Source organism: Pseudomonas sp. NPDC088368 (assembly GCF_044753445.1).
GTDB lineage: Bacteria > Pseudomonadota > Gammaproteobacteria > Pseudomonadales > Pseudomonadaceae > Aquipseudomonas > Aquipseudomonas bambusae.
Genome location: NZ_JBIVNG010000002.1, coordinates 258,034 through 281,989, shown reverse-complemented (window position 1 = coordinate 281,989; position 23,956 = coordinate 258,034). Strand labels below are relative to the sequence as shown.

The 23,956-nt window shown below is 57.9% G+C and carries 32 protein-coding genes; 9 read left to right on the top strand and 23 right to left on the bottom strand.

What is annotated here, in order from left to right; all coding sequences use genetic code 11:
* Positions 1-8 precede the first annotated feature (8 nt).
* The 8 genes from ACIQAL_RS04740 to thrS all read right to left on the bottom strand — a co-directional run bounded on the left by ACIQAL_RS04740 (position 9) and on the right by thrS (position 7,301).
* On the bottom strand, positions 9-365 hold the full coding sequence (locus ACIQAL_RS04740; RefSeq protein WP_081566855.1) for a MerR family transcriptional regulator: 357 nt from the start codon (positions 363-365) through the stop codon (positions 9-11).
* Positions 346-648: an integration host factor subunit alpha gene (ihfA, locus tag ACIQAL_RS04735; protein WP_002553164.1), complete on the bottom strand. Its 303-nt coding sequence runs from the start codon at positions 646-648 to the stop codon at positions 346-348. The genes ACIQAL_RS04740 and ihfA overlap by 20 nt, the downstream gene beginning before the upstream one ends.
* Positions 649-651: 3 nt before the next feature.
* Complete coding sequence (gene pheT, locus ACIQAL_RS04730) at positions 652-3,033, bottom strand: phenylalanine--tRNA ligase subunit beta (protein ID WP_401142995.1); 2,382 nt, start codon at positions 3,031-3,033, stop codon at positions 652-654.
* A 32-nt stretch (positions 3,034-3,065) separates the two neighbouring features.
* Positions 3,066-4,082: a phenylalanine--tRNA ligase subunit alpha gene (gene pheS / locus ACIQAL_RS04725; protein ID WP_401142992.1), complete on the bottom strand. Its 1,017-nt coding sequence runs from the start codon at positions 4,080-4,082 to the stop codon at positions 3,066-3,068.
* A gap of 105 nt (positions 4,083-4,187) precedes the next feature.
* A complete protein-coding gene (rplT, locus tag ACIQAL_RS04720; RefSeq protein WP_007905879.1) occupies positions 4,188-4,544 on the bottom strand; it encodes a 50S ribosomal protein L20 in 357 nt (118 codons plus the stop codon).
* Between the two features lie 28 nt (positions 4,545-4,572).
* Complete coding sequence (gene rpmI / locus ACIQAL_RS04715) at positions 4,573-4,767, bottom strand: 50S ribosomal protein L35 (protein WP_002553160.1); 195 nt, start codon at positions 4,765-4,767, stop codon at positions 4,573-4,575.
* Positions 4,768-4,827: 60 nt separating this feature from the next.
* Positions 4,828-5,379: a translation initiation factor IF-3 gene (infC, locus tag ACIQAL_RS04710; RefSeq protein ID WP_178115747.1), complete on the bottom strand. Its 552-nt coding sequence runs from the start codon at positions 5,377-5,379 to the stop codon at positions 4,828-4,830.
* Positions 5,379-7,301, bottom strand: a complete 1,923-nt coding sequence (gene thrS, locus ACIQAL_RS04705) for a threonine--tRNA ligase (RefSeq protein ID WP_166597005.1) — start codon at positions 7,299-7,301, stop codon at positions 5,379-5,381. The genes infC and thrS overlap by 1 nt, the downstream gene beginning before the upstream one ends.
* Before the next feature lie 393 nt (positions 7,302-7,694).
* Here thrS and ACIQAL_RS04700 point away from each other — a divergent pair, with 393 nt between their 5' ends.
* Together ACIQAL_RS04700 and ACIQAL_RS04695 are read left to right on the top strand one after the other, a co-directional pair.
* The gene (locus ACIQAL_RS04700) at positions 7,695-8,009 is read left to right on the top strand and encodes a hypothetical protein (protein WP_166596874.1); all 315 of its coding nucleotides are present in this window, start codon (positions 7,695-7,697) and stop codon (positions 8,007-8,009) included.
* A gap of 297 nt (positions 8,010-8,306) precedes the next feature.
* A complete protein-coding gene (locus ACIQAL_RS04695; RefSeq protein WP_166596873.1) occupies positions 8,307-8,519 on the top strand; it encodes a cold-shock protein in 213 nt (70 codons plus the stop codon).
* Between the two features lie 66 nt (positions 8,520-8,585).
* Here ACIQAL_RS04695 and ACIQAL_RS04690 read toward each other — a convergent pair whose 3' ends face one another.
* On the bottom strand, positions 8,586-8,909 hold the full coding sequence (locus ACIQAL_RS04690) for an I78 family peptidase inhibitor (RefSeq protein ID WP_401142986.1): 324 nt from the start codon (positions 8,907-8,909) through the stop codon (positions 8,586-8,588).
* A gap of 317 nt (positions 8,910-9,226) precedes the next feature.
* Between ACIQAL_RS04690 and ACIQAL_RS04685 the strand changes: the two genes are divergently transcribed.
* Positions 9,227-9,424, top strand: coding sequence for a hypothetical protein (locus ACIQAL_RS04685; RefSeq protein WP_166596871.1), 198 nt, complete (start codon positions 9,227-9,229; stop codon positions 9,422-9,424).
* Positions 9,425-9,430: 6 nt separating this feature from the next.
* On the opposite strand, the gene ACIQAL_RS04680 is transcribed toward ACIQAL_RS04685, so the two are convergent.
* The 7 genes from ACIQAL_RS04680 to ACIQAL_RS04650 form a co-directional block, all read right to left on the bottom strand.
* Positions 9,431-10,456, bottom strand: coding sequence for a nucleoside hydrolase (locus tag ACIQAL_RS04680; protein ID WP_401142983.1), 1,026 nt, complete (start codon positions 10,454-10,456; stop codon positions 9,431-9,433).
* 43 nt (positions 10,457-10,499) lie between these two features.
* Entirely contained in the window at positions 10,500-10,904 is a 405-nt protein-coding gene (gene rbsD, locus ACIQAL_RS04675; RefSeq protein WP_401142981.1) for a D-ribose pyranase, read from the bottom strand.
* Entirely contained in the window at positions 10,901-11,818 is a 918-nt protein-coding gene (gene rbsK / locus ACIQAL_RS04670; protein WP_401142979.1) for a ribokinase, read from the bottom strand. Before rbsK ends, rbsD begins: the two co-directional genes overlap by 4 nt.
* Positions 11,819-11,855: 37 nt before the next feature.
* A complete protein-coding gene (locus tag ACIQAL_RS04665) occupies positions 11,856-12,878 on the bottom strand; it encodes a LacI family DNA-binding transcriptional regulator (protein ID WP_401142976.1) in 1,023 nt (340 codons plus the stop codon).
* 1 nt (position 12,879) lies between these two features.
* Positions 12,880-13,875: an ABC transporter permease gene (locus ACIQAL_RS04660; RefSeq protein ID WP_401142973.1), complete on the bottom strand. Its 996-nt coding sequence runs from the start codon at positions 13,873-13,875 to the stop codon at positions 12,880-12,882.
* Positions 13,875-15,425 (bottom strand): sugar ABC transporter ATP-binding protein, encoded by a 1,551-nt coding sequence (locus tag ACIQAL_RS04655; protein ID WP_401142970.1) that lies wholly within the window; start codon positions 15,423-15,425, stop codon positions 13,875-13,877. The genes ACIQAL_RS04660 and ACIQAL_RS04655 overlap by 1 nt, the downstream gene beginning before the upstream one ends.
* A gap of 67 nt (positions 15,426-15,492) precedes the next feature.
* Positions 15,493-16,452: a sugar ABC transporter substrate-binding protein gene (locus ACIQAL_RS04650; protein ID WP_341958503.1), complete on the bottom strand. Its 960-nt coding sequence runs from the start codon at positions 16,450-16,452 to the stop codon at positions 15,493-15,495.
* A gap of 344 nt (positions 16,453-16,796) precedes the next feature.
* On the opposite strand from ACIQAL_RS04650, the gene ACIQAL_RS04645 reads away from it, so the two are divergent.
* Complete coding sequence (locus ACIQAL_RS04645; protein WP_166596863.1) at positions 16,797-17,069, top strand: hypothetical protein; 273 nt, start codon at positions 16,797-16,799, stop codon at positions 17,067-17,069.
* A gap of 78 nt (positions 17,070-17,147) precedes the next feature.
* On the opposite strand, the gene ACIQAL_RS04640 is transcribed toward ACIQAL_RS04645, so the two are convergent.
* Positions 17,148-17,372, bottom strand: a complete 225-nt coding sequence (locus tag ACIQAL_RS04640) for a YgdI/YgdR family lipoprotein (protein ID WP_166596862.1) — start codon at positions 17,370-17,372, stop codon at positions 17,148-17,150.
* Between the two features lie 176 nt (positions 17,373-17,548).
* Here ACIQAL_RS04640 and ACIQAL_RS04635 point away from each other — a divergent pair, with 176 nt between their 5' ends.
* Positions 17,549-17,824 carry a DUF1654 domain-containing protein gene (locus ACIQAL_RS04635; RefSeq protein WP_401142966.1) on the top strand — a complete coding sequence of 92 codons (276 nt, stop codon included), beginning with the start codon at positions 17,549-17,551 and terminating at the stop codon, positions 17,822-17,824.
* 120 nt (positions 17,825-17,944) lie between these two features.
* Positions 17,945-18,979 carry an endonuclease/exonuclease/phosphatase family protein gene (locus ACIQAL_RS04630; RefSeq protein ID WP_401142964.1) on the top strand — a complete coding sequence of 345 codons (1,035 nt, stop codon included), beginning with the start codon at positions 17,945-17,947 and terminating at the stop codon, positions 18,977-18,979.
* Between the two features lie 55 nt (positions 18,980-19,034).
* On the opposite strand, the gene ACIQAL_RS04625 is transcribed toward ACIQAL_RS04630, so the two are convergent.
* Positions 19,035-19,364 carry a hypothetical protein gene (locus ACIQAL_RS04625; RefSeq protein ID WP_401142961.1) on the bottom strand — a complete coding sequence of 110 codons (330 nt, stop codon included), beginning with the start codon at positions 19,362-19,364 and terminating at the stop codon, positions 19,035-19,037.
* Positions 19,365-19,849: 485 nt separating this feature from the next.
* On the opposite strand from ACIQAL_RS04625, the gene ACIQAL_RS04620 reads away from it, so the two are divergent.
* On the top strand, positions 19,850-20,074 hold the full coding sequence (locus ACIQAL_RS04620; protein WP_166596859.1) for a DUF6555 family protein: 225 nt from the start codon (positions 19,850-19,852) through the stop codon (positions 20,072-20,074).
* Between the two features lie 82 nt (positions 20,075-20,156).
* Complete coding sequence (locus tag ACIQAL_RS04615; RefSeq protein ID WP_166596858.1) at positions 20,157-20,405, top strand: hypothetical protein; 249 nt, start codon at positions 20,157-20,159, stop codon at positions 20,403-20,405.
* Positions 20,406-20,584: 179 nt separating this feature from the next.
* On the opposite strand, the gene map is transcribed toward ACIQAL_RS04615, so the two are convergent.
* From map to ACIQAL_RS04600, 3 genes are all read right to left on the bottom strand, one after another.
* Positions 20,585-21,370 (bottom strand): type I methionyl aminopeptidase, encoded by a 786-nt coding sequence (gene map / locus ACIQAL_RS04610; protein WP_401142958.1) that lies wholly within the window; start codon positions 21,368-21,370, stop codon positions 20,585-20,587.
* Complete coding sequence (locus ACIQAL_RS04605) at positions 21,367-21,621, bottom strand: ParD-like family protein (RefSeq protein ID WP_401142954.1); 255 nt, start codon at positions 21,619-21,621, stop codon at positions 21,367-21,369. The genes map and ACIQAL_RS04605 overlap by 4 nt, the downstream gene beginning before the upstream one ends.
* 75 nt (positions 21,622-21,696) lie before the next feature.
* Entirely contained in the window at positions 21,697-22,047 is a 351-nt protein-coding gene (locus tag ACIQAL_RS04600; protein ID WP_401142951.1) for a helix-turn-helix domain-containing protein, read from the bottom strand.
* Positions 22,048-22,236: 189 nt separating this feature from the next.
* Between ACIQAL_RS04600 and ACIQAL_RS04595 the strand changes: the two genes are divergently transcribed.
* Positions 22,237-22,395 carry a hypothetical protein gene (locus tag ACIQAL_RS04595; protein ID WP_401142948.1) on the top strand — a complete coding sequence of 53 codons (159 nt, stop codon included), beginning with the start codon at positions 22,237-22,239 and terminating at the stop codon, positions 22,393-22,395.
* Between the two features lie 42 nt (positions 22,396-22,437).
* Here the strand turns inward: ACIQAL_RS04595 and ACIQAL_RS04590 are convergent, their stop codons facing one another.
* Both ACIQAL_RS04590 and ACIQAL_RS04585 read right to left on the bottom strand, forming a co-directional pair.
* Positions 22,438-22,665: a hypothetical protein gene (locus ACIQAL_RS04590; protein ID WP_401142946.1), complete on the bottom strand. Its 228-nt coding sequence runs from the start codon at positions 22,663-22,665 to the stop codon at positions 22,438-22,440.
* Positions 22,666-22,785: 120 nt separating this feature from the next.
* Positions 22,786-23,817, bottom strand: a complete 1,032-nt coding sequence (locus ACIQAL_RS04585) for an Ldh family oxidoreductase (protein WP_401142943.1) — start codon at positions 23,815-23,817, stop codon at positions 22,786-22,788.
* Between the last annotated feature and the right edge of the window lie 139 nt (positions 23,818-23,956).

Below are 23,956 nucleotides of genomic sequence, written 5' to 3'. Positions count from 1 at the left end.
TCATCGGCCTACTTGCGCAGAACGACCAACACGTCTTCCAACTCAGCAATCATCTGCTTGATCAATTGCTTGTACTGCAGGGAATCGTCCTTGACCTCATCGCTGGACATACGAAGGCGCGCGCCACCGATGGTGAAGCCCTGGTCGTACAGCAACGCGCGGATCTGTCGGATCATCAGCACGTCCTGTCGCTGATAATACCGACGATTCCCGCGGCGCTTGACCGGGTTGAGCTGAGGAAACTCCTGCTCCCAATAACGCAGAACGTGCGGTTTTACCGCGCAGAGCTCACTGACCTCACCGATGGTGAAGTAGCGTTTGCCGGGAATAGGCGGTAGCTCGTCGTTATGACTTGGTTCCAGCATAAGCCTCAACTCGGGCCTTCAGTTTCTGCCCTGGGCGAAAGGTGACCACACGGCGAGCTGTAATCGGAATTTCTTCCCCTGTCTTGGGATTTCGACCCGGTCGCTGGCGTTTATCTCGCAGGTCGAAATTGCCGAATCCGGACAATTTGACCTGCTCGTTATCTTCCAGAGCGTGCCTGATTTCCTCAAAGAACAGCTCAACCAGTTCCTTGGCTTCTCGTTTATTCAGGCCTAGCTCTTCGTACAGACGTTCGGCCATCTCAGCTTTCGTCAGAGCCCCCATACGCTACTTCCTTAACGTGGCGTTTAACCTTTCCTCTAGCGAGGTGAGAATTTGCTGCGTCGAAGCGTTTACCTCATCGTCAGTAAGAGTGCGCGATGGATGTTGCCAGGTCAAGCCAACTGCAAGGCTTTTTCTATGCGGATCAATGCCTTTACCCTGATAAACATCAAAGAGCCTGAGGTCTGTTAGCCATTCCCCTGCATTTTCACGAATAACGTCCATTACCGCAGTTGCTGCAACATCACGATCCGCCAGCAACGCCAGGTCACGACGGACCTCCGGGAAGCGTGACAACTCGTGGAATTTCGGCAGACGCCCCTCGACCACATCGGCCAGCACCAGCTCGAACACGAACACCGGACGATCCAGACCCAACGTCTTCACCAGCTCAGGGTGCAGTGCGCCGATGTAACCGACTTCGCGGCCTTCGCGCTCGATGCGGGCAGTTTGGCCTGGGTGCAGTGCAGGATGTTTGCCCGGTACGAAACGGAAATCATCCAGTGCGCCCGCGAAGCCCAGTACCGCCTCCACGTCAGCTTTGACGTCGAAGAAGTCCACTAGCTCACGACCCTGTGCCCACCCCTCCGGCAAGCGACTGCCGCAGATCACACCTGCCAGCATAGGCTCTTGTTTTAAACCGTCCAGCTGACCGACAAAACGCAGGCCGCTTTCGAACAGGCGTACACGGTCTTGCTGACGATTGAGGTTGTGCTGGAGCACCTTGATCAGGCCGGGCCACAGCGACGAGCGCATGGCAGCCATGTCGGCGGAGATCGGGTTGGCCAGCAACAATGGCTCAACACCCGGATTGAACAGCTCAAACCATTTCTGATCGATGAAGCTGTAGGTGATCGCTTCCTGATAACCGCGCGCGACCAGCAGACGGCGTAGCGCAGGCAGATCGCCACGGGCTTCGGCGCGGGCTTGCGGGGCCAGACGCGCTTGCGGGTAACGAACCGGCAAACGGTTGTAGCCGTAAAGGCGGGCCAGCTCTTCGATCAGGTCGACTTCGAGGCTGATGTCGAAACGGTGGCTAGGCACCTCAACGCGCCACTGGCCAGCCGTTTCATTGGAGACTTTCAGGCCGAGCGCAGTGAGCAGACGCTCCACTTCGGCTGCATCCATGGTCATGCCGAGCATTTGCTCGATGCGCTCAGCGCGCAGGATGACCGGCGCAATCGACGGCAAATGTTGCTCGCTGACGGTTTCGATGACCGGACCGGCTTCGCCGCCCGTGATTTCCAGCAACAGGCCAGTGGCACGCTCCATGGCTTCGCGAGCGAGCTGCCAGTCAACGCCACGCTCGTAGCGATGCGACGCGTCGGTGTGCAGACCGTAGGACCGAGCCTTGCCGGCGACCGCGATCTGATCGAAGAACGCGCTTTCCAGAAAGATGTCACGGGTGGTCGCGGTATTCACGCCGCTGTGCTCGCCGCCCATCACGCCAGCGATCGCCAGGGCGCGCTGATGGTCGGCGATGACCAGGGTATCGGCGCGCAGGCTGACTTCCTGACCGTCCAGCAACACCAGCTTTTCGCCTTCTTCCGCCATGCGGACGCGGATACCGCCGTTGATCTCGGCGAGGTCGAACGCGTGCAGCGGCTGACCCAATTCGAGCATCACGTAGTTGGTGATGTCGACGGCGGCGTCGATGCTGCGCACTTCCGAACGACGCAGGCGCTCGACCATCCACAGCGGGGTCGGGCGTGACAGATCGACATTACGAATGACACGGCCCAGGTAACGCGGGCAGGCAGCCGGTGCCAGCACTTCCACCGAACGCACCTCATCGTGCACGGCAGGAACGACCGCCACTGACGGGCGAGTGACCTTGGCGTCGTACAGCGCACCGACTTCGCGAGCCAGACCTGCAACGGACAGGCAGTCGCCACGGTTCGGCGTCAGGTCGACTTCGATGCTGGCGTCATCCAGCTCCAGATAATCACGGAAATCCTTGCCAACTGGCGCATCGACCGGCAACTCCATCAAACCGTCGTTGCCCTCGCCCACTTGCAGTTCGGCCTGAGAGCACAACATGCCGTTGGACTCGACGCCGCGCAGCTTGGCTTTCTTGATCTTGAAGTCGCCCGGCAGTTCTGCGCCGATCATGGCGAACGGAATCTTCAGGCCTGGACGCACGTTGGGCGCGCCGCAGACCACCTGAAAGGTTTCCGAGCCATTGCTGACCTGACACACGCGCAACTTGTCTGCATCCGGGTGCTGTTCGGTGCTCAGCACCTCGCCCACCACGACCCCACTGAAAACACCGGCGGCCGGGGTCACGCTGTCGACCTCCAGACCTGCCATCGATAGACGGGCAACCAACTCGTCACGGGACACTTGCGGGCTTACCCAGCCGCGCAACCACTGTTCACTGAATTTCATCCTGCTCTCCTAAAAAGTTCGTTACGGGCGACCTAGCGAAATTGCGCGAGGAACCGCAAGTCGTTGTCGAAGAACAGGCGCAAGTCATTGACGCCGTAACGCAGCATGGCCAGACGCTCTGCGCCCATGCCGAAAGCAAAACCCTGGAATTCTTCCGGATCGATACCGGACATGCGCAGCACGTTCGGGTGAACCATGCCGCAGCCCATCACTTCCAGCCAGCCAGTCTGTTTGCAGACACGGCAGCCCTTACCGCTGCACATCACGCATTCCATGTCGACTTCAGCGGATGGCTCGGTGAACGGGAAATAGGAAGGACGGAAACGCACTGCCAGTTCTTTTTCAAAGAACACGCGCAGGAACTCTTCGATGGTGCCCTTGAGGTCGGCGAAGTTGATATCGCGGTCGACCAGCAGGCCTTCGACCTGGTGGAACATCGGAGAGTGAGTGATATCGGAGTCGCTGCGGTACACACGGCCTGGACAGACAATGCGGATCGGCGGCTTGTTCGCTTCCATGGTGCGGACCTGTACCGGCGAGGTATGGGTGCGCAGCAGCATGTTGGCTTTGAAATAGAAGGTGTCGTGCATCGACCGGGCCGGGTGATGGCCTGGGATGTTGAGCGCCTCGAAGTTGTGGTAATCGTCTTCGACCTCAGGGCCTTCGGCAATGCCGTAGCCGATGTGGGTGAAGAACTGTTCGATGCGTTCCAGAGTCCGGGTAACCGGGTGCAGACCGCCTGTCGTTTGGCCACGGCCTGGCAAGGTTACGTCAATGGATTCGGCAGCGAGTTTCGCGGCAAGATCCGCTTCCTCAAGCGACGCCTTTCGCGCATTGAGAACCTCTGTGACACGCTCCTTGGCAACGTTGATGAGCGCGCCAACCTGCGGACGCTCTTCAGCCGGCAAATTCCCCAGGGTCTTCATCACCTGAGTCAATTCACCCTTCTTGCCGAGGTAGTGAACCCGGATTTGCTCCAGGGCATTGATATCTTCGGCGCTTTGCACAGCCTCAAGTGCTTGAGAGACCAGCGCGTCCAGGTTTTCCATGTACAGACTCCAGATACGAAATAGGGGAAGAGCTTACAAGGCTCTTCCCCTATTTATGACGTTTAACACCGAACCCCGAAACGAGGCCCGGTGATTGCCGGGGACTTAGGCCAGAGTGGCTTTAGCTTTCTCGACAATCGCAGCAAACGCCGCTTTTTCGTTCACTGCCAGATCAGCCAGAACCTTACGGTCGATTTCGATCGACGCTTTTTTCAGGCCAGCGATGAAACGGCTGTAAGACAGACCGTTGATACGCGCACCAGCGTTGATACGAGCGATCCACAGAGCGCGGAACTGACGTTTTTTCTGACGACGGTCACGGTAGGCGTATTGGCCAGCCTTGATTACCGCTTGCTTGGCAACACGGAATACGCGTGAACGCGCGCCATAGTAGCCTTTAGCAAGTTTCAGAATTTTTTTGTGACGCTTACGGGCAATGACGCCACGCTTTACACGAGCCATGAGTTACTTCCTCTATTCTTGATCAAAATTAACGAAGGCGCAGCATGCGCTCGACTTTTGCGACGTCAGACGGATGCAGCAGGCTGCTTCCGCGCAGTTGACGCTTACGCTTGGTCGACATTTTGGTCAGGATGTGGCTCTTGAAAGCGTGCTTGTGCTTGATGCCATTCGCGGTTTTCAGAAACCGCTTAGCTGCACCACTTTTAGTCTTCATCTTTGGCATGTTCGGATACTCCGCATTCAGTTGATAAACATAACCGCAAGGCCTGCCGTGCCCTGGTGGTTATTTCTTCTTTTTCGGGGCGATGACCATGATCAGCTGGCGTCCTTCCATCTTAGGATGCTGTTCGACGGCGCCGTATTCGAGCAGGTCAGCCTCAACCCGCTTCAACAGCTCCATACCCAGCTCCTGGTGGGCCATCTCACGACCGCGGAATCTCAACGATACCTTGGCCCTGTCCCCGTCACTCAGGAAACGTACCAGGTTGCGTAGTTTTACCTGGTAATCCCCTTCCTCCGTCCCTGGACGAAACTTGATTTCTTTAACCTGAATCTGCTTCTGGTTTTTCTTCGCCGCAGCAATCTGTTTCTTCTTCTCGAAGATCGATTTGCCGTAGTCCATCACGCGACAGACAGGTGGTACTGCGTCGGCAGAAATCTCTACCAGATCAAGCTTGGCTTCTTCAGCTATACGAAGCGCTTCATCAATCGAGACGATGCCAATCTGCTCGCCGTCAGCGCCAATTAACCGAACCTCGCGTGCCGAGATATTCTCGTTGATCGGGGCCTTCGGTGCAGCTCGTTTATCTTGTCTCATTTCACGCTTAATAATAATTACTCCGAATCTTGGCGACCACGCCGGGAAACCGCTTGTGCGAGGAACTCCGAGAATTGGGCGACCGGCATCGAGCCGAGGTCTGCGCCTTCACGGGTACGCACAGCGACAGTTTGCGTTTCAACCTCCCGATCTCCGATGACGAGGAGATAGGGAACCTTGAGCAAAGTATGCTCGCGGATTTTAAAGCCGATCTTTTCATTTCTCAAGTCGGACTTGGCACGAAACCCGCTTTCAGCCAGAGTTTTTTCCACTTCAAGGGCAAAATCTGCCTGTTTATCAGTGATATTCATGATCACTGCTTGGGTTGGAGCCAGCCACGCAGGGAATGCACCTTCGTAGTGCTCGATCAGAATTCCGATGAAACGCTCGAAGGAACCGAGAATCGCACGGTGCAACATGACCGGATGCTTGCGACCGTTGTCTTCCGAAACGTATTCGGCGCCCAAACGGATGGGCAGGTTGAAATCGAGCTGCAATGTACCGCATTGCCACACACGACCCAAGCAGTCCTTGAGAGAAAATTCGATTTTCGGACCGTAGAACGCCCCCTCGCCCGGCTGCAGATCATAGGGCAGACCGGCGCTATCGAGTGCTGCGGCGAGCGCGGATTCGGCGCGGTCCCACAGATCATCGGAGCCCACGCGCTTTTCAGGACGAGTGGAGAGCTTCATTTCGATGTCCTTGAAGCCGAAATCGGCGTAGACATCCATGGTCAGCTTGATGAAGGCTGCGGACTCGGCCTGCATCTGCTCTTCAGTACAGAAGATGTGGGCGTCGTCCTGAGTGAACGCACGCACACGCATGATGCCGTGCAATGCACCTGATGGCTCATTACGGTGGCAGGCACCAAATTCGGCCAGGCGCATCGGCAGCTCGCGGTAACTCTTCAGACCTTGATTGAACACCTGCACGTGGCAAGGACAGTTCATCGGCTTGATGGCGTAGTCGCGACTTTCGGATTCAGTGGTGAACATGTTTTCGGCATAGTTCGCCCAGTGACCCGACTTTTCCCAAAGAGAGCGATCCACCACTTGCGGGGTCTTGATCTCAAGGTAGCCGTTTTCACGCTGGGTCTTGCGCATGTACTGCTCAAGCACCTGATACAGGGTCCAGCCGTTCGGGTGCCAGAACACCATACCCGGCGCTTCCTCCTGGGTGTGGAACAGGCCAAGGCGCTTGCCGATTTTACGGTGATCGCGTTTTTCAGCTTCTTCGATACGCTGAATGTAAGCCGCCAGCTGCTTTTTATCGGCCCAGGCGGTGCCGTAAACACGCTGCAACTGTTCGTTCTTGGCATCACCGCGCCAGTAGGCACCAGAGAGTTTGGTCAGCTTGAACGACTTCAGGAAACGGGTATTCGGCACGTGCGGGCCGCGGCACATGTCCACGTATTCTTCGTGGTAGTAAAGACCCATGGCCTTTTCATTCGGCATGTCCTCGACCAGACGCAGTTTGTAATCCTCGCCACGCGCTTTGAACACTTCGATCACTTCGGCACGCGGAGTGACTTTCTTGACGACGTCGTAATCTTTTTCGATCAGCTGCTGCATGCGCTGCTCGATGGCCGCCAGGTCATCAGGGGTAAACGGGCGCTCGTAGGCGATATCGTAATAGAAGCCGTCATCGATGACGGGGCCAATCACCATTTTGGCTGTCGGATACAACTGCTTGACGGCATGACCCACCAGATGCGCGCAGGAGTGACGAATGATCTCGACGCCTTCCTGATCTTTGGGGGTGATGATTTGCAGGCTCGCGTCGGCGTCGATCAGGTCGCTGGCATCGACCAGTTGACCGTTGACCTTACCGGCGATGGTAGCTTTGGCCAGACCTGCGCCAATGGACGCGGCGACCTCGGCGACGGAGACCGGGTGATCGAAAGAACGTTGACTGCCGTCGGGAAGAGTAATAGTTGGCATGGCGCCTCCTCTCCTAGTGGTGACCCCTACCAAAGGTCACGTGGGTTGGGATAGAGCCAGTACGCGATTCGGCGGTGTACCTGCCTCACAGTGGCAGGAGCCCAAGGGCCAACCATTTGACCGAACCAGAGTGACTGGAATGTACGAAATCGACAGGTGCGCACTCGGCGAAACCTGACCCGCGAGACGCGAGCGAATCTGCAGGACGCGCATCCTAACACAGCCTGACAGCTCTACGTCAGGCCGACCCCGGCGAGTTGTGAATAAAGATGCTGACAATTGCCGTGAGAATTGTCCGGAACTGAACTGCGACATCTCGCTGTCGTCAGATAATCCGAGATCACCGTTCCAGGCCCTTGACTCTCGGGGCCCATCGACAAGAAGGAAACCACCATGAAGCTTCTACGTGTTGCCGCCCTCCTCGCACCTTTGGCGCTGGCTCTTCCGATCAGCGCTCATGCCGCCATGGATGCGAACACCAAGACCACCTATATGAATGAATGTGCCGCCGCAGCGACTCAAAATAATCCCGGCATGGATACCAATGCAGTCAAGGCGCACTGCGAATGTGGCGCACAGCAGATCAACAAGAATTTCTCGGACAAGGAAATTGCGTCACTGAATGACAAAACGACGCCTCCGAGTACCGAAATGACCGCTCGACTGCAAAAAGCCGTGAGCGAAAACTGCCTGAAGGGCAAAAAATAAAAAATTTACATTCTGCAGTCATGGGTCAGAGGCATTGGGTAGGTAATGCTCAGCGCAACCTTCTGAAGCCCTCGCCGTTCGTGGGCTTCAGCCACTTCAAAGGCATGAGAAGGCTTCAGTTGAGCGCCGGTGATCCGGCTGATCCCACGCGAATTTTCCCTATATATTTGCGGCACTGGCGCAAAGTTCTAATCGAAAAAGTCCAGCATCGACACAATTCGACTATGATAGCCCCCGTGTGCCCAGTTGGCCTGAGCAGCACAGCACTACTGAATATTATGTTTCTGGAGATACACCATGTCTAATCGCCAAACCGGCACCGTAAAATGGTTCAACGATGAAAAAGGCTTCGGCTTTATCACTCCACAGGGTGGCGGTGACGACCTGTTCGTACACTTCAAGGCTATCGAATCCGAAGGTTTCAAAAGCCTGAAAGAAGGCCAGACTGTTTCCTTCGTGGCTGAGAAAGGCCAAAAGGGCATGCAAGCCGCTCAGGTTCGCGCGGAGTAATCCGAGCGCGCTAAAAAAAACCCGTCTCTGACGGGTTTTTTTATGCCTGCAAACAACCTGGCGCCATCAGCCGCAATTTACGCGGGTTACCGTGGCGCCTTGGTCAGTATTGAGGTTCAGTCGGTCGGAGCGATACTCCAGAGTCACCATGTCGTCTGGCCCCAGCACCCTGGCCGTCTGGGCACCCGCTTTCGCCCGGGCCTGATCGAGCAACGCAGGTGAAGCTGGCTTGCCGACCGCGAACTGTGCCGCGGCCGCATCACAACGGGACTGGCTGGAGTCTGACGTCGCCGCACCTTTGGCGGGGGATGAAGACTCTGATGTGGTGCTGCATCCCGCCAGCAGCGCCACTGCCAGAATCAATCCCGATGATGCATATTTCCAGGGCATACGAACTCCTTACGTTTAACGAAAACCAGAACTTCTGCGACAGCGTCACTACGGCTTGGTTTCGCAAGCCCAGGCAGAACAGGCCCTTGGACGGTGTCGGGATGCGCTGGAGTCTGCCCGAGCCCGATCCCGATCCCCTGCGGGCAATCAAATCGTCACAAAACGTAAGCCATTTTGTGTATTCATTGCGCAAATTAACCGTCATGCCTAAGTCGCAGTGCGCAACGTTGTCCGGGATGCTTTACTGCACGCCCGCCCAGGGGTAACCCGCGCGTCAGGGCAGCGCCAACACCTATTTCGCAGAGGAATGTTTCACCATGGCACTCGTGTCCATCGATGCTGATATCAAGGCCAAGTGGTCGCAAGGGCAATGCGCCCACAGCCCGGGCAGTCCTGAAGAATTGGCAATCATTGCAATCGATTTGCTGGTGAAGGAACTGGGCACTGAAAGCGCCCAGAATTTCATGAACCAGGTATTTCTGCGCTACTCGACCGAGGTGTTGAGCAGCGCATGATTGGCGTTATTTGAGCCGTGCCAGACGCTGCGTCAGCAGGTCGAAGAACCCCTGTGCATCGCCGTTCTCAATCCAGAAAACATTTTTAGGCTGTCCCAGCGTGTCATACCAGTCGGCCACGGTCTGACCGAAGCCTGGCCCCTCCCGGCTGTCAATCGCCACATTGATCAGCCTGCCACTAAACAACTCCGGTTTCAGCAGCCAGGCAATCACACTCGCATCGTGCACCGGTCCACCCGGCAAACCGTAATGCACCATATCGGCCTTGACGTACTCGTTGAGGATGCTGCTGACCAACTTGCCCGCGTGATTGTTCAGCCCCTCTATCCGCTGAATACGCTGATCGCTGGTGAGAACCTTGTGCGTCACGTCCAGCGGCACGTAAGTCAGCTTGACGCCACTGGCCAATACCACTTTGGCGGCATCCGGATCAGCGTAAAGATTGAATTCAGCCACTGGCGTGATGTTGCCACCGTTGAAGTGTGCCCCGCCCATGACCACCACTTCCTTGATGCCCTGCGTGATCTCCGGTGCCTGAATCAACGCCAGCGCGAGGTTGGTTTGCGGCCCGAGCATGGCGATGGTGATGCTGTGGGGCTCGGCCTTGCTCAGCGTGTCGATCAGATACTGCACCGCGTTACCGTCGGCGAGCCCCTTTTTAGGCTCATGGACGTCGACGCCCGGCAGGCCTTCCTTGCCATGGATGTTTTCGGCGTAGATCGGTGGTCGTACCAACGGCCTGCCTGCCCCTGCATAGACCGGAACCTCTTCACGCGCCGCCCACTCCCGGGCCAGACGCGCATTACGTGAGGTCTTGTCGATCCGCACGTTACCGGCGACGGTGGTGATCGCACGGATGTGCAGTTCTTCCGGCGACGCCAGCGCCAGCAGCAGCGCGACCACATCGTCTGCCCCTGGGTCGGTGTCGATGATCAGGTCGCGTTTTTCGGCGGCGTGGGCAGCAGTGGAAAAGATGGCCAACAGTGCAATGCTCCTGATCAAGCGAAGGAGAAAGTGACGGCAAAGGTGCATAGGAAACTCCCTGTTTCATGAATGTGACGCGAATCGCCAGCGATCAGAAGACCACGCCCGCGATCAACGCCACGTTGGTGTATGGCTGGCATTCTCCCGTGCGCACGACGGCCCGGGCGTTGCGACTCAGTTGTTTCAACGCCTCGTGACTCATCAGCCGCTGTTGCCCCAAGTGTCCAGCGGCATTGAGCTGATCGATGACCGACAAGGCCGGGGGCTGCTTATCCCGCATTTCATCGGCGATGACGTGGCTTTCGACCTGCATTTCCGCCAGCACCGTGTTCAGCACACTGACGAAATCCGGCACGCCGTGCGTGACCGCCAGGTCGATGAGCTCTACACCGGGCGGGACAGGCATCCCCGCGTCCACGATCAACAGCACATCCCCATGCCCCAGGGACGCGACCACGCGGGACAGTGCGATATTAAGCAACGGTGTTTTCTTCATGGTTGATAACTCTGAACGTCGACGACGGTGGGTATGGAAGGCTGGGCGCCTGAACGCGTGACCGACAGTGCCGCTGCAATCTGTCCGAAACGGATGGCGTCCGACTCGGATTTCCCTTCAGCCAACGCAGCCGCGAAACCGCCGACGAATGTGTCGCCCGCCGCCGTGGTGTCGACCGGCTGGACCTTGGGCGCCGGGAAGTGCTGAGAACGGGCCTGACTGGCAAACAGCGCACCCTGCTCGCCCAATGTGACGATCACTTTCCTGACGCCCGCCTTCATCAACGCCGTGGCGGCGGCATCGGCACTGCCTACGCTGTCGACCGGCAAGCCTGTCAACGCGGTGGCTTCGCTTTCGTTCGGGATCAGGTAGTCAATCCAGCCGTACCATTCTGCGGGCAAGGGGCCACTGGCTGGAGCCGGGTTGAGGATAACCGTCTTACCCAGTTCGCGACCCCGCTTGAGCACATACCCCACCGTCGTCATCGGGACTTCCAACTGGCAGATGATGACATCGGCCTGGCTCAAGAGCGTGTCGAATCCGTCGACCACCGCCGAAGTCACGTGTCCATTGCCGCCGGCCACGATGACGATTGCATTCTGGCTGCTGTCATCGACCACGATCAAAGCCACCCCCGAGGACTCGCCCTCGATCCGGGTCACGGCCTGGCAATCGATCCCTTCGGCCAGCAGCGCTGAACGCAACTCTTCGCCATACGCATCGCTGCCCACGCAACCGATCATGGCCACGCTGGCCCCGAGGCGGGCTGCCGCCACTGCCTGATTGGCGCCCTTGCCCCCAGGCACGGTCACGAACGACTGGCCGGCAAGTGTTTCACCCGCTTTCGGCAGCCTTGGCGCTCGCGTGACGAGGTCCATATTGAGACTGCCCACTATCACTACTTTTGCTTGCATGACGTTGTACTCTTCCATCCGGACCCTTCGATCCGGCTCAGCGAAACTCATTGAATGCGTTGGTGGGCGGCGCCGTGGATTCGCGCAATACGATGCTCGGCGCCACGATCATCCGCTGCACCGGACTGTCGCCCCGTGCCGAAATTCGTCGCAGCAACACTTCAGCGGCGCGTTCCCCCAGTTGCAGAATCGATTGTCCGACCGTGGTCAGCGCAGGATAAACGTACTGGCTCATCTGGATGTCGTCGAAACCGATGACCGACAGATCCGCTGGAACGCGCACATTGCGCTCGGCCGCCGCACGCAATGCGCCGATGCCGACCATGTCGTTGGCCGCGAAAATCGCCGTGGGGCGATCACCGTCCAGCAACAGGCTCGCCGCCTGGTAACCGCTGGGACCGGTGAAGTCGCTCTCGACTACCCAATTGTCAAGCACGTTCACGCCGGCTTCCTGCATCGCCCGGTGATAACCGGCAAGACGCATCCGCGCGACGCTGGTTTCAGCCGGACCACAGATACAAGCGATGTGGCGATGCCCCAATTCGAGCAGATGCGAAGTGGCGAGATAAGCGCCCAATTCGTGATCGATTCGCACCAGATCGGCACTGATGTTTTCCAGATCGCGGTCGACAATGACCATCGGGGTGCGCACCGACGACAAACTGTCGACAAGGCTGTCACCCCCGCCGACCGACGACACGATGAGGCCATCGACCCGCTTTTCCAGCAGCACGCGTAAATAGTTGCGCTGCTTCTCCAGGTTGTCGTCGGAGTTGCAGAGGATCACGCAAAAACCGTTGCGCTCGCAGAAATCCTCGATGCCCCTGGCCAGTTCGGCAAAGTACGGGTTGATGCCGTTGGGAATCAACAAACCGATGGTCGCGGTGGACTTGGCCTTCAATGAGCGGGCGACGGCGCTGGGCACGTAATCCAGCTGCGCGATTGCCGCCTCGACTTTCTTGCGAACCTCGTCACTCACCGGCCGTGTCCGGTTTACGACATGGGACACAGTTGTGTAGGAAATGCCGGCAATGGCGGCCACGTCTTTGATGGTGGCCATATCAGCCGCGCCGCCGTGCGCGGTTGCTGCGGTAGGTGTCCAGCACGACGGCCACGACGATCACAGCGCCGGTGATGATGCGTTTGGTGGGCTCGGTGGCGCCAATTTGCGCAAGGCCTGCCGCCAACACCGAGATGATCAGAACACCGAAAAACGTGCTGATCACTGACCCACGCCCGCCCATCAGGCTGGTGCCGCCAATCACCACCGCCGCGATGACCTGAAGTTCGAGGCCCGATCCGGCATTGGGGTCAGCCGCTTCAAGACGGGAAATCTGGAGCAAGGCAGCGACACCTGCCAACAGTCCCATTAAGGAAAAGACCAGAATCTTGTAGGGCTTCGGATTGATCCCTGCCAGACGCACGGCTTCTTCGTTAGTCCCGATGCCGATCAGGTAGCGGCCGAAGACAGTTCGGGTCAGCACGGCCTGGGCGGCAAAAATCACAATCAATGCGATGACGAACGAAGGCGAAATGCCGAACGCGAAGGGGTTGGACAGCCAGGCGAAGGAATCGCCGATGTACGCCGTGCGCGAATCCGTCAATTGGTACGCGACGCCGCGTGCCATCTCCAGCACACCCAGCGATACGATGAAGGACGGAATGCGCCAAGCCACGGTGATCGAGCCGGTCACGGTCCCTGCCACTGTTGCGCACGCCACACCGAGCAGCGCGGAAGGCAACACGCCCCAGCCCCAACCCAGCATGGCGACACTGACGGCGGAAGCAGCCAACGCCAGCACCGAGCCGACAGACAGATCGATACCGCCAATGATCAGAATGAAGGTCATGCCAACAGCCAGCACCATCAGATCCGGGATCTGGTTGGCCAGCGTGCTGAAGGTTTCGTAAGACAGAAAGTGATCGCTGAGAAAGGAGAACAGCACGATCATCGCCAACAAGGCGCCCGCCAGACCGAGGTACGTGCCAAGGCCAAAATAATTGCCGGCGCGCTTGCCCGGCGAAGGCAGTGCGGCAGGAGTAGTCGAGGTTTTCATTAGTCGTTCCTGGGCGCGGCTTCAGAGAGCAGCGCATCACGTTTTTGGTAGCCAGCGAAGGCCGCGGCGAGCAGTTCGTCCTGGGTCCAGCTGTCGCGCTCGAATGTGTCGATCAACCGACCGGCCGACAACACGCCGATGCGATCACAGATCAACATCAGTTCACGCAAATCGCTGGAGACCACCACCAATGCCCTGCCCTGTCGCGTTAACTCGCCGAGCAGCGCGTAGATGTCGAACTTGGCGCCCACATCGATTCCTCGCGTCGGCTCGTCGAACAGCATCACTTGGCAGTCGCGCTCCAGCCAGCGGCCGATGACGACTTTCTGCTGGTTACCACCCGACAGCTCCGAAACCAGTTGCGTTGGGCTGGAGCTGCGAATGCGCATGGCTTCGACCTGACGTCGGGCGAGAGCCATTTCGGCGTTGCCGTTGACCACGCCGCCGCTGGAAATCGCCTCCATGTTGCCCAAGGCGATGTTGGCGCTGATGGACTGCGACAACAGCAGACCTTCGCCTTTGCGGTCCTCGGTAATGAGCGCGATGCCATGACCGACGGCGTCCACTGGCGAGCTGACGCGCACGGTTTGCAATGGGCTGCCCACCTGGATGCTGCCGCTGTCGGCGGTGTCCGCTCCGTAGATCAGACGCAACAGTTCAGTGCGGCCTGCGCCAATCAGCCCGGAAATGCCAAAAATCTCACCGGCGCGGACATCGAAAGAAACATCCCGCACTTTGTCCGAGCGGCTGAGGCCTTTGACTGAGAGGGCGACGCCGCCAATCTTGCGCTCGCCAAGGTCGATGTGTTCGCCCAACTCGCGCCCCACCATGAGCGTGACGAGTTGTTCGCTGTTGTAATTGGCCATGGCATCGACACACACGAGCTTGCCATCGCGCAGCACGGCGATGCGCTGAGCGACACGGGCCAACTCTTCCAGGCGGTGAGAGATATAAACGATGGAAACGCCGCGATCCTGCAGCCGGGTAATCTGCTCGAACAACATCTCCACTTCACGGGCCGTCAGCATCGCGGTCGGCTCGTCGAGAATCAGCACATGGCAATCGCCGATCAGGTTGCGGGCGATCTCGACCATTTGCTGATGACCAATGCCCAATTCACCGACCAGGGTGTCGGGATCAATGGCCTCGAGACCCACTTGCGCCATGGCCTTGATCGAGTCTTCGCGCAATTTTTTGCGGTTGATGAACCCGGCCCGACTGGGCAGGTTATCGAGAAACAGATTTTCAGCGACCGACAGCGTCGGCAGCAGATTGAGTTCTTGCATGACCATGCGCACGCCCAGTTTTTCCGCTTGGGTGCGGCTGGCCGGTGCATAGGGTTGCCCCTGAAACTGCATGTCACCTGTGGTCGGGGTAACCAGTCCACCGATGATTTTCGACAGGGTGCTTTTGCCCGCGCCATTTTCACCGGTCAGCGCCAACACTTCCCCGCGCAGCAGCGTCAGGTCGATGTCGCCGAGGACAGGTTGGGCGTAGGTTTTGCCGATGTTGCTGACAGACAGAACAGCGGCCTGAGCAGACGCTGACATAACGCTCTCCACGCGCCCGCTCCCGGTGAGGAGCAGGCGGTATGTACGGATGATTGACGGGTCAGGCTTATTGCGGCTTGGTGACCAGCTCGACCGGGGTCTCGATCACACCGTCCTTGATGTCGAGCTTGTCGCCCTTGATCATCTTCAACGCGGTGTCGATGCCGAATACAGCCTGACGCGCAGCGAACTGGTCAGCGGTAGCGAGCACTCGACCGTCCTTGAGCATCGGCTTGATGGCGTTGATGTTGTCATAGCCCACGACCTGCACTTTGCCCGCCTTGCCTGCGGCACGTACCGCCGATACTGCACCCAGCGCCATGCTGTCGTTACCGGCCAGCAGGGCTTTCAGGTTCGGGTATTCGTTGAGCATGGCCGAAGCGACGGCGTTGCCCTTGTCGATTTCCCAGTTACCCGACTGCGTGGAGACGATCTTCATCTGTGCAGCGTCCATCGCGTCCTTGAAGCCCGCGGTGCGTTGCTGCGCGTTGGTGGTGGTCGGCACACCTTCGATGATCCCGACCTGATCGCCCGCCGTCAGTTGCTTGGCGAGGTAGTCACCCACCAGCTTGGCGCCCTTGCGGTTGTTCGGGCCTACGAACGGCACTTCGATACCTTTGCTTTTCAGCACGTCCGCGTCGAGCTGGTTGTCGATGTTGACGACCTTGATTCCCGCTTTCATGGCCTTGTCGATCACCGATGCCAAGGCCTTCGAGTCAGCGGGTGCGATCACCAGCGCGTCGACTTTCTTGACGATCATCTGGTTGACGATATCGATCTGCGCGGCCGTATCAGACTCGTTCTTGATGCCGTTGGAGATCAGGTCGAAATCACTGGAATGTTGTTTCTGGTACTGCTTCGCCCCGTCTTCCATGGTCAGGAAGAACTCGTTGGCGAGGGATTTCATTACCAGCGCGACGGTGGGCTTTTTGGCGTCGTCAGCGTAGGCAGAAGAGAGAGGCAGGGTTACCGCACTGGCGGTGAGCATGGCAACAGCAAGAAGACGTGCAGCGAATGGCAGCTTCATGGAATCACTCCGACATTATGATTATTGTATCGGCATCGTCCGCGAGGTCAGGGTACACCCGGCCAATCGCAAACGTTTGCGTGAACGAAACTATGAGAATGGTTGCATCGTTTGTCAACAGCCTGAACCCTGGCGACAGGCTTTTTCAGATTTGCCCTACAACCGCCGGATGGATTATTCCCCGTTCACAGGCCACGATGTGATGGCTTAAACGTGCGCAATACCGCATTAAATACGCTATTTAGTCCGCTGCACCCCTCAATGCTGCGCTAATATGACGGCGATCTGACATCGCGCATCGCCAATGTCGCTGTCACTCACATAAGAACGTCGTTGGAGTGGAAATGATAGACCCGGCCGTACAGAACACCCTCGCAGAGCAAGGCAACGACCCTGCTTCGGATTTCATCCAGTCGATGATTTCCGCCTTACCCGGTGTGGGTCCTGTAGGAAAAAGCCGCGCAGCTCACCGGCAGTGGTATGAATCGCTGTCCGAAGAAGATCAAATGAAAGTCCGTGACAAGCTGCGAGAAGAAATTGCCAAGGTCAGGGAGCAATTCGGCCGTCGCTCCAACGCCGTGTCAGCGCAATCCGTCAGGCTCAGAGACCACGGCTGATCCGCGGCCCTCATCTTGGGTTTAGACCGATCGCCTAAACCCCACCAGGCCTGATCGCCTCTTTCGGTCAGGATCTGTTCAATCCTCCTTCTTCACCGTCGCCACTTCATCGGCGCGCACTCTGACAGTTTTGCCAGAGATGTCTTTGAACTCATAAAACCCGTCAACACTCTTGGTCTTGGGCACATCCTCGGTGATGTACTGCGTGCCGTTCTGCAACGTGACCACGGTCGCGGTCGAACACCCCGCCAACGCCACGCAACCTACGAGCGCCAAGGACAGCCCCAACCCTCTGATCTTCATGCCGACTCCTCTATTTTTCCAGGTCATTGCGAACCGATTCGCCAATAGGGACTCTGATCGACGCAATCGCTTTTGGTTCGCGAAGAAAAGAATTGGTCGGACAAATCAACGACTTGGGTGGCGATGAATATTCTTCTTACTGCACGGTTGCGAAACGTCCCACACTGAAATACTGTATGCGCATACAGCTAAAACAAGGGATCACTCTCGTGTCTACCACCGCCGCTACAGCCCCTGCGCCGTACGAACGTATGGCCATCCGCATTCAGAAAATCATCAATGCCCCGACCGCACAGAAATCGCGCTCTGCCCTGATCTTTCGCCTGACCGACGAACTCGAAGAGGACTGGAATCAACTGCTTGAGGAGATCGCCGAGAACGACAACGTGACCCTCGCATGGCGTGATGACGGTGGCGTGCAGATTTTCTGGACAGTGCCCAAAGAGGACTGAGCTGACCTGACCCCTCTTGCAGCCACATACCCGCCCTATCGGCGAGTCACAACTGTGCCTCGCCCCGCGCTAATCAGCCCGTAGTTGGATTCAATGCTCAGACTTTTCGTGTCATGCCTCTTGCTTATCTCCTCCCTGCAAACCGCACTCGCCGACGTCAACATCGGCACCTGGAACCTGGAGCACCTGAGTGTGCGGCCCAACAAGGATTTCCAGAGCATCGCTAAAGTCGCGAAAAACGTGGACTTTCTTGCGGTGCAAGAACTCATGAGCGAAGACGCACTGAACACCCTCGCCAAGGAACTGACCCGGCAGACGGGTAAACACTGGAGCGCGATGGCGTCACACGCGGTGGGTCGATCGACCTACAAGGAAATGTACGGTTTCGTCTGGCGTGATGACATCGTGGCCTACGAAGACGGCGCAGTGACTTATCTGGATCGCGGCGACACCTTCGAACGCGAGCCCTACTCCGCCCGCTTCCGATCGCTCAAGGACGACACGACCTTTGTGGTCGCCACGGTGCACATTCTTTACGGCAAGAATCAGGCTGACCGCGCTTCGGAAATCACCGCGCTGTCCAGCTACTGGGCGTGGTTGAAAGACACGTACCCTGGCAACAACCAAATCATGTTGATGGGCGACTTCAACACGCCGCCGAACGCACCGGCCTGGAGCAACCTGGACGCCAGCGCGAAGCCATTAATGCTGGAAGGTGCCTCAACGCTGTCCACCGTCGACGGCAAATTCGCCAACCTTTACGACAACGTCTTCGTGAGCAGGCAATCCGCGATCAAGGCCAGCGAGATCAAAGTCTTCAAATATCCAGAGTACCTGGGGATGACCAACGCAAAAGGCCGTGACAGCGTGTCGGACCATGCGCCGATCTTCTTCCGCGCCAGCTTTACGGGGGGCCGTCAGGTGGCAGCGTCTGCGGCGCCGAGCTCATCCTTGCCGAACCCGATGAAACCGGCGTCGCCGGATTCCAGCGGAAAAAACTTGACCGTGGCGATTCGCGGGAACAAAAAAACCATGATCTACCATCGCCCGGACTGCCCGTCATACAACTCGGTTTCAGAGAAGAACCGTATCGATTTCGCCAACGCCGCCGCTGCTGAAGCCCAGCATTATCATTTGGCGGGCAACTGCCGCTGATAGAGACCTCGTCGTGAAGGGCGCGCCTGATATCAGGTGGCGCCCCTGGCCTGGCTTATCGACGTGCCAGATCGTGCTGGATGCAGCCGTCATAATACGTTCGCTTGACGGCTGCCGGTTTCAATCGCGATGGACTCTTATACGTCTGTTCGGTGATGCCTAGCGCCATTTTGCGCATCCAGGGTTGAGAAAACTTCTGTGCCTGAAGCTTCCGGCGCTGGCTGTATAAAGTCTTCCCGGACAGCTTCGATTGCTGCGCGACGCCAGCCATACCCGCTCCCCATTTACACACCTGTACGTCCTGCTTACTGACAGTACGCGCTTGTACAGGGAGTGCCGCCATCATCAAAACAAAGGCCGTCACGCCCAATCCCATCTTTCGCATACGCCCTCGTCCCGGAATCACTTGAAAGAAAAGGATTTTTCCAGAAAACCCACGCCCTGCGGGCCATCAGATTGCCTTTTTTATGCGGGAAGGCTTCTGTTGGCTCTACGGTCGCTGCCCACCGGGTCCCTGTCGCTCTTCGTACACCCAAAAGCGCATGGATTTGAGGCCATGCATCGCATCAAGGGCACATGGACACTCAAACAGATATGGCACATGGCCGCTTATCGGCGAGCGATTCAAAATGCCATGAAACAATGCAATTCTCTCTCGGTCGGTAGCCATTCGCAGCTGCAGAAGGCTACTCGTCTCAGGCAGAGAACACGCATTACGATCCATGGCCGGAATCCTGTTTTTTTGCAGCCTGTATCGATCTCGAAATGAAGTGACAGCACCGCTGATGCATTCCGCGGACACCCTGTCAGGTACATAAGGACGTACTCAATTTCAGACCGGCGTACTCGACGCCCAACAGGCCCATGACGATGAATGATTCCAGGGATTTTGAAATTCATTACCGTTTCCGAGGCGAACCCCGGCACTTCTGCCACCATGCCAGTCACTTGTGTGAAAGCGAGGCGTTGCACTTTGCGACCTTGCACGCGGGTGTGGGCAATCTGGATGGCGGTGTCGCTGCGGGCCCCATGCGTTTGGCCATGCTCTATGCCGAAGGGCTGGGCGTGACTCAGGTTCAGTGGAAGCGAACCTGACGCCACAAATCTCCAAACAAACCGCGAATCAAGTGGTCGGTATTTACTGCAGCGCTCATTAAATCAGCAACGCGAGGTAAATATGTCCATTGATAACGCGCTTAAACACGAGGTTCTGACTCGACTCTTGCACGCCCACCCTGCGGGTTTGGGGAAAGAAGTTCTGGACAACTATCGAGGGGAAAACGCGGTTGCGGATACCCTCGAGCATTTGCAGAAAGCCGGCTTGATTCACCACGGCTGTGTCGACAGCCCGGCAAAAGGTGAGCGAACGCTCAATTACCCGGTGAAGTTGAGTTCCGCTGGCGTAGAAGCCGCCAAGCAGCTTTGACCTGAATACCGTCGGTATCGAAAAGGGGGGAATGCTGGTGTTCTCCCCAAGTGCTGCAGACCCGATCATCCATGAGCCGGTCGGGTAGCAGCACTACAGGGGAACGAGAAGAATCCTACAAGCTACGTCTGTTTTCAGTCACTCAGACAATTGTGACTTAATTAGTCGAACAAGCCGCATCACACCGCTGGATAATCGCCCGTGCCGTCCGGCCAGGGCGTCAGCAACTCAAAACCCGTTTCAGTGACCACCACCATGTGCTCCCACTGTGCGGACAGCGACTGATCACGGGTCAACACGGTCCAACCGTCGCTCAACACGTGGGTGCCCGGCTTGCCGGCGTTGATCATGGGCTCGATGGTAAAGACCATGCCCGGCTTGAGCTTGAGCCCTTTGCCTGCTGCGCCATAGTGCAAGACCTGAGGTTCTTCGTGGTACTTGCGGCCGATGCCATGGCCGCAATACTCCCTCACGACGCTGAATCCCTCACGGTGGGCAACGGTTTGAATGGCGTGGCCGATATCGCCCAGCGTCGCGCCCGGTTTCACCACGCGAATACCCGCCAACGTCGCTTCGTAGGTGGTCTCGACCAGACGTTTCGCCAGCGGGCTGACCTCACCCACGTAATACATCCGGCTGGTGTCGCCGTACCAACCATCCTTGATGACCGCCACGTCGATATTGACGATATCGCCTTCTTTGAGGATGTCGTCTGGTGACGGGATGCCGTGACAAACCACCGTGTTGGGCGAGATACAGGTGGTCTTGGTGAAACCGTGGTAACCCACGTTGGCCGGAATGACTTTCAGTTCATTGACGATGAAATCGTTGCAGATGTCGTCCAGCGCTTCGGTGTTGATACCGGGTTTGACGTGCTGACCGATCATGGCGAGCACGTCTGCGGCGAGACGACCTGCAATGCGCAGTCCGACCAGATCGGCTTCGGTCTTGATACTCACGCTCATTGCGACACCACCCTGACCTGAGTCTCGACAGCCGCGCTCTCGTCAGGCAAGGCACCCAACAATGTATTTCCGGAAGCCTCGGCGCGGATCAGCAATTGACAGATATCGGAGTAGTTCAGCCCCGGATTGAGCTCAGCGAGCATGCCGACCCGCATCCAGTGCTCGGCCTGGGCATTGATTGAGCGGCTTAGCGCGGCGCTGGCCGAGCGAATATTGGCGTGCATCTGTTCGGAAATCTTGACCAGTCCCATGACTTACCTCGCGTTCGATATACGAAGCATATATGTTTCATATATTTTCACGCAAGCCGCAGAACTGTTCTCGCATCACGCCGACGCCTGGGCAGCCGCATCCATCGCACATTCCGAGAGCGACGTCGCCAGCTGAGAAATGGCCTCCTGATCGTCCTCGCTCAAAGCGCGGTAGTGAGTGATGATCGCGCGCTCGGCCTCATTCAACGATTCAGCGGCCATCGGCGTACGCTTGCCGGAAAGAACGTAAAGTACGTCAACGCCCTTTTTATCCAGGGCGGCCAGGTAATCGGAACGGGGAATGCGCTCTCCGCTTTCGTATTTCCCTTGGGCATTGGCTTCAACGCCCCCGACGGTGCCGAATTCCTGTTGCGAAAGACCGAGGCGTTTGCGTTCTTCTTTCAGGCGTGAACCAAGATCTTTCATAAACGCGGGCCTCGAATGTGACTGTGTCTAAACCAAGACCCCATTGGTCGAGGGGAGTTGCGAATCACCCGACAATTGTTCAAGCTTCGCGCTTTTCGGCTCAAGGAAACGCTCGACGCGGCCGATAACTCGGATGGACAGCTTGTCATTGATGTGGCAACCCGATTCTTGCAGTTCGGAGTACCAGACGTGATTACATTTTTGCTGGGTTGGTGTGCCGTTTCGGTCGTGGGAACGGTGATCGCAGTCGGTCTCATCAGAGCGGGCAAGAAGCGCCAGCCCGAAGTCGATGACGAGCCCGCCACCGAGGCTGTTCCTGTCGCTACGCCTGCGTCCTACGACCGCTAAGCCGTCCTTCGCTCTGCGTCACGCAGCGCTCGAGGCGAAGGCTCACTCCACGGCACAATGCGCCTGTTCACCTGAGTAGGACAACGGGCCTGTCGCAAAGCCCATCTGCTCCAGGCCAATGCTGAACTGGCGGACCCCTGCCGCCAGCGCCAGAAAATCCTCACGCTGCATCTCGTTGCCCCAAACGCTGCTGAACGACGCTTCGCGCACTTGGGAGGGTTGGGCCTGGGCCGGGAAAGCCAGGGTGGTTTCGGCTTGGTTCATTTGCATGGTCGATCCCTCTTCACTAAACACTGTGTGGATATACAGTATTTTCTTGGACAACCAAATGCAAGCCTTGATTCGACGAGCGGTCGTCTTTGAAACGAACCGCGCGCTGATGCGAAACGGTCAGACCCCGGCGAGGCCCTTGAGACGCTGGAGATCTTCGGCCGTGAGAACGATGCCTTCCGCGAGCGATATTTCACGCTGTTGATAACGGCGATCCCCCGGCATCCGCTGCTGACCCACCCCGTGCATCTGTCTCACCAGCTGTTCGCTGCGTTGCGCGAAGGCCTGTCCGCTGCCCTTGTCAGGGTCGATGACGATAATCGTCTGTCCAGTCCACGGCGTCTGGGCGCCCGGCTTGGTGGACATGTCGAACTCGAAGGAAAAATTGCCCCCCGTGAGCGCCGCTGACAGCAGTTCCACCATCATGGAGAGCGCCGAACCCTTGTAACCCCCAAAGGGCAGCAGCGCGCCGCCGTCAAGAATCGCCTTGGGGTCTTCGGTCGGTTCACCGGCGCGATCAACGCCCATGCCCGGTGGCAACAGGCGCCCTTCCCTTGCGGCGATCTGCACGTCACCGTGGGCAATGGCGCTGGTGGCCATGTCGAACACAATCGGCTGGCCACCGGCACGCGGCGCCGCGAAGGCGATCGGGTTGGTGCCGAAGAGCGGCTTTTGCGCATCATGGGGCACGACGCAGGTCATGCTGTTGACCACGCTCAACGCCACCAGCCCTTCTTGAGCGAAAGGCTCGACGTCGGGCCAGAGCGCCGCAAAGTGGTGGGAGTTGCGAATCGCGAGGATGGCGATCCCGGCCGTGCGCGCCTTTTCGATCAGCAGCGCCTTGGCGGCTTGCATGGCGGGCTGTGCGAAACCGCCACCGGCATCCACCCGAACGAATCCCGCGCCAACATCCTCGACGTTCGGCACTGCCTGACCATCGACCCAACCGGCTGCGAGGGATGACAGGTAGCCTTTGATGCGGAAGATGCCGTGACTGTGCGACCCATCGCGCTCGGCGCTGGCGCAATTTTCCGCCAGCACGCGCGCTACGTCTGCCGAGGTCCCATGGCGCAGAAAGATCTGGCGCAGGAGTTCGGTCAGGTCGCTGAAGGAAATCGTCTGGGTGTCAACCGCGTCGCGGGGTGAGGACATCTGAAGCTCCGGTGTGATTATTGGAAGTGGAAGCCGAACAGAACGTAAATCAGCGCCTGAGAGTACTGTGGGCGAGCAACCGGGTAAACTGCGCGCCTGCATCTTGCCCCTCGTTCGCTTCAACTGATCAAGGATCGTT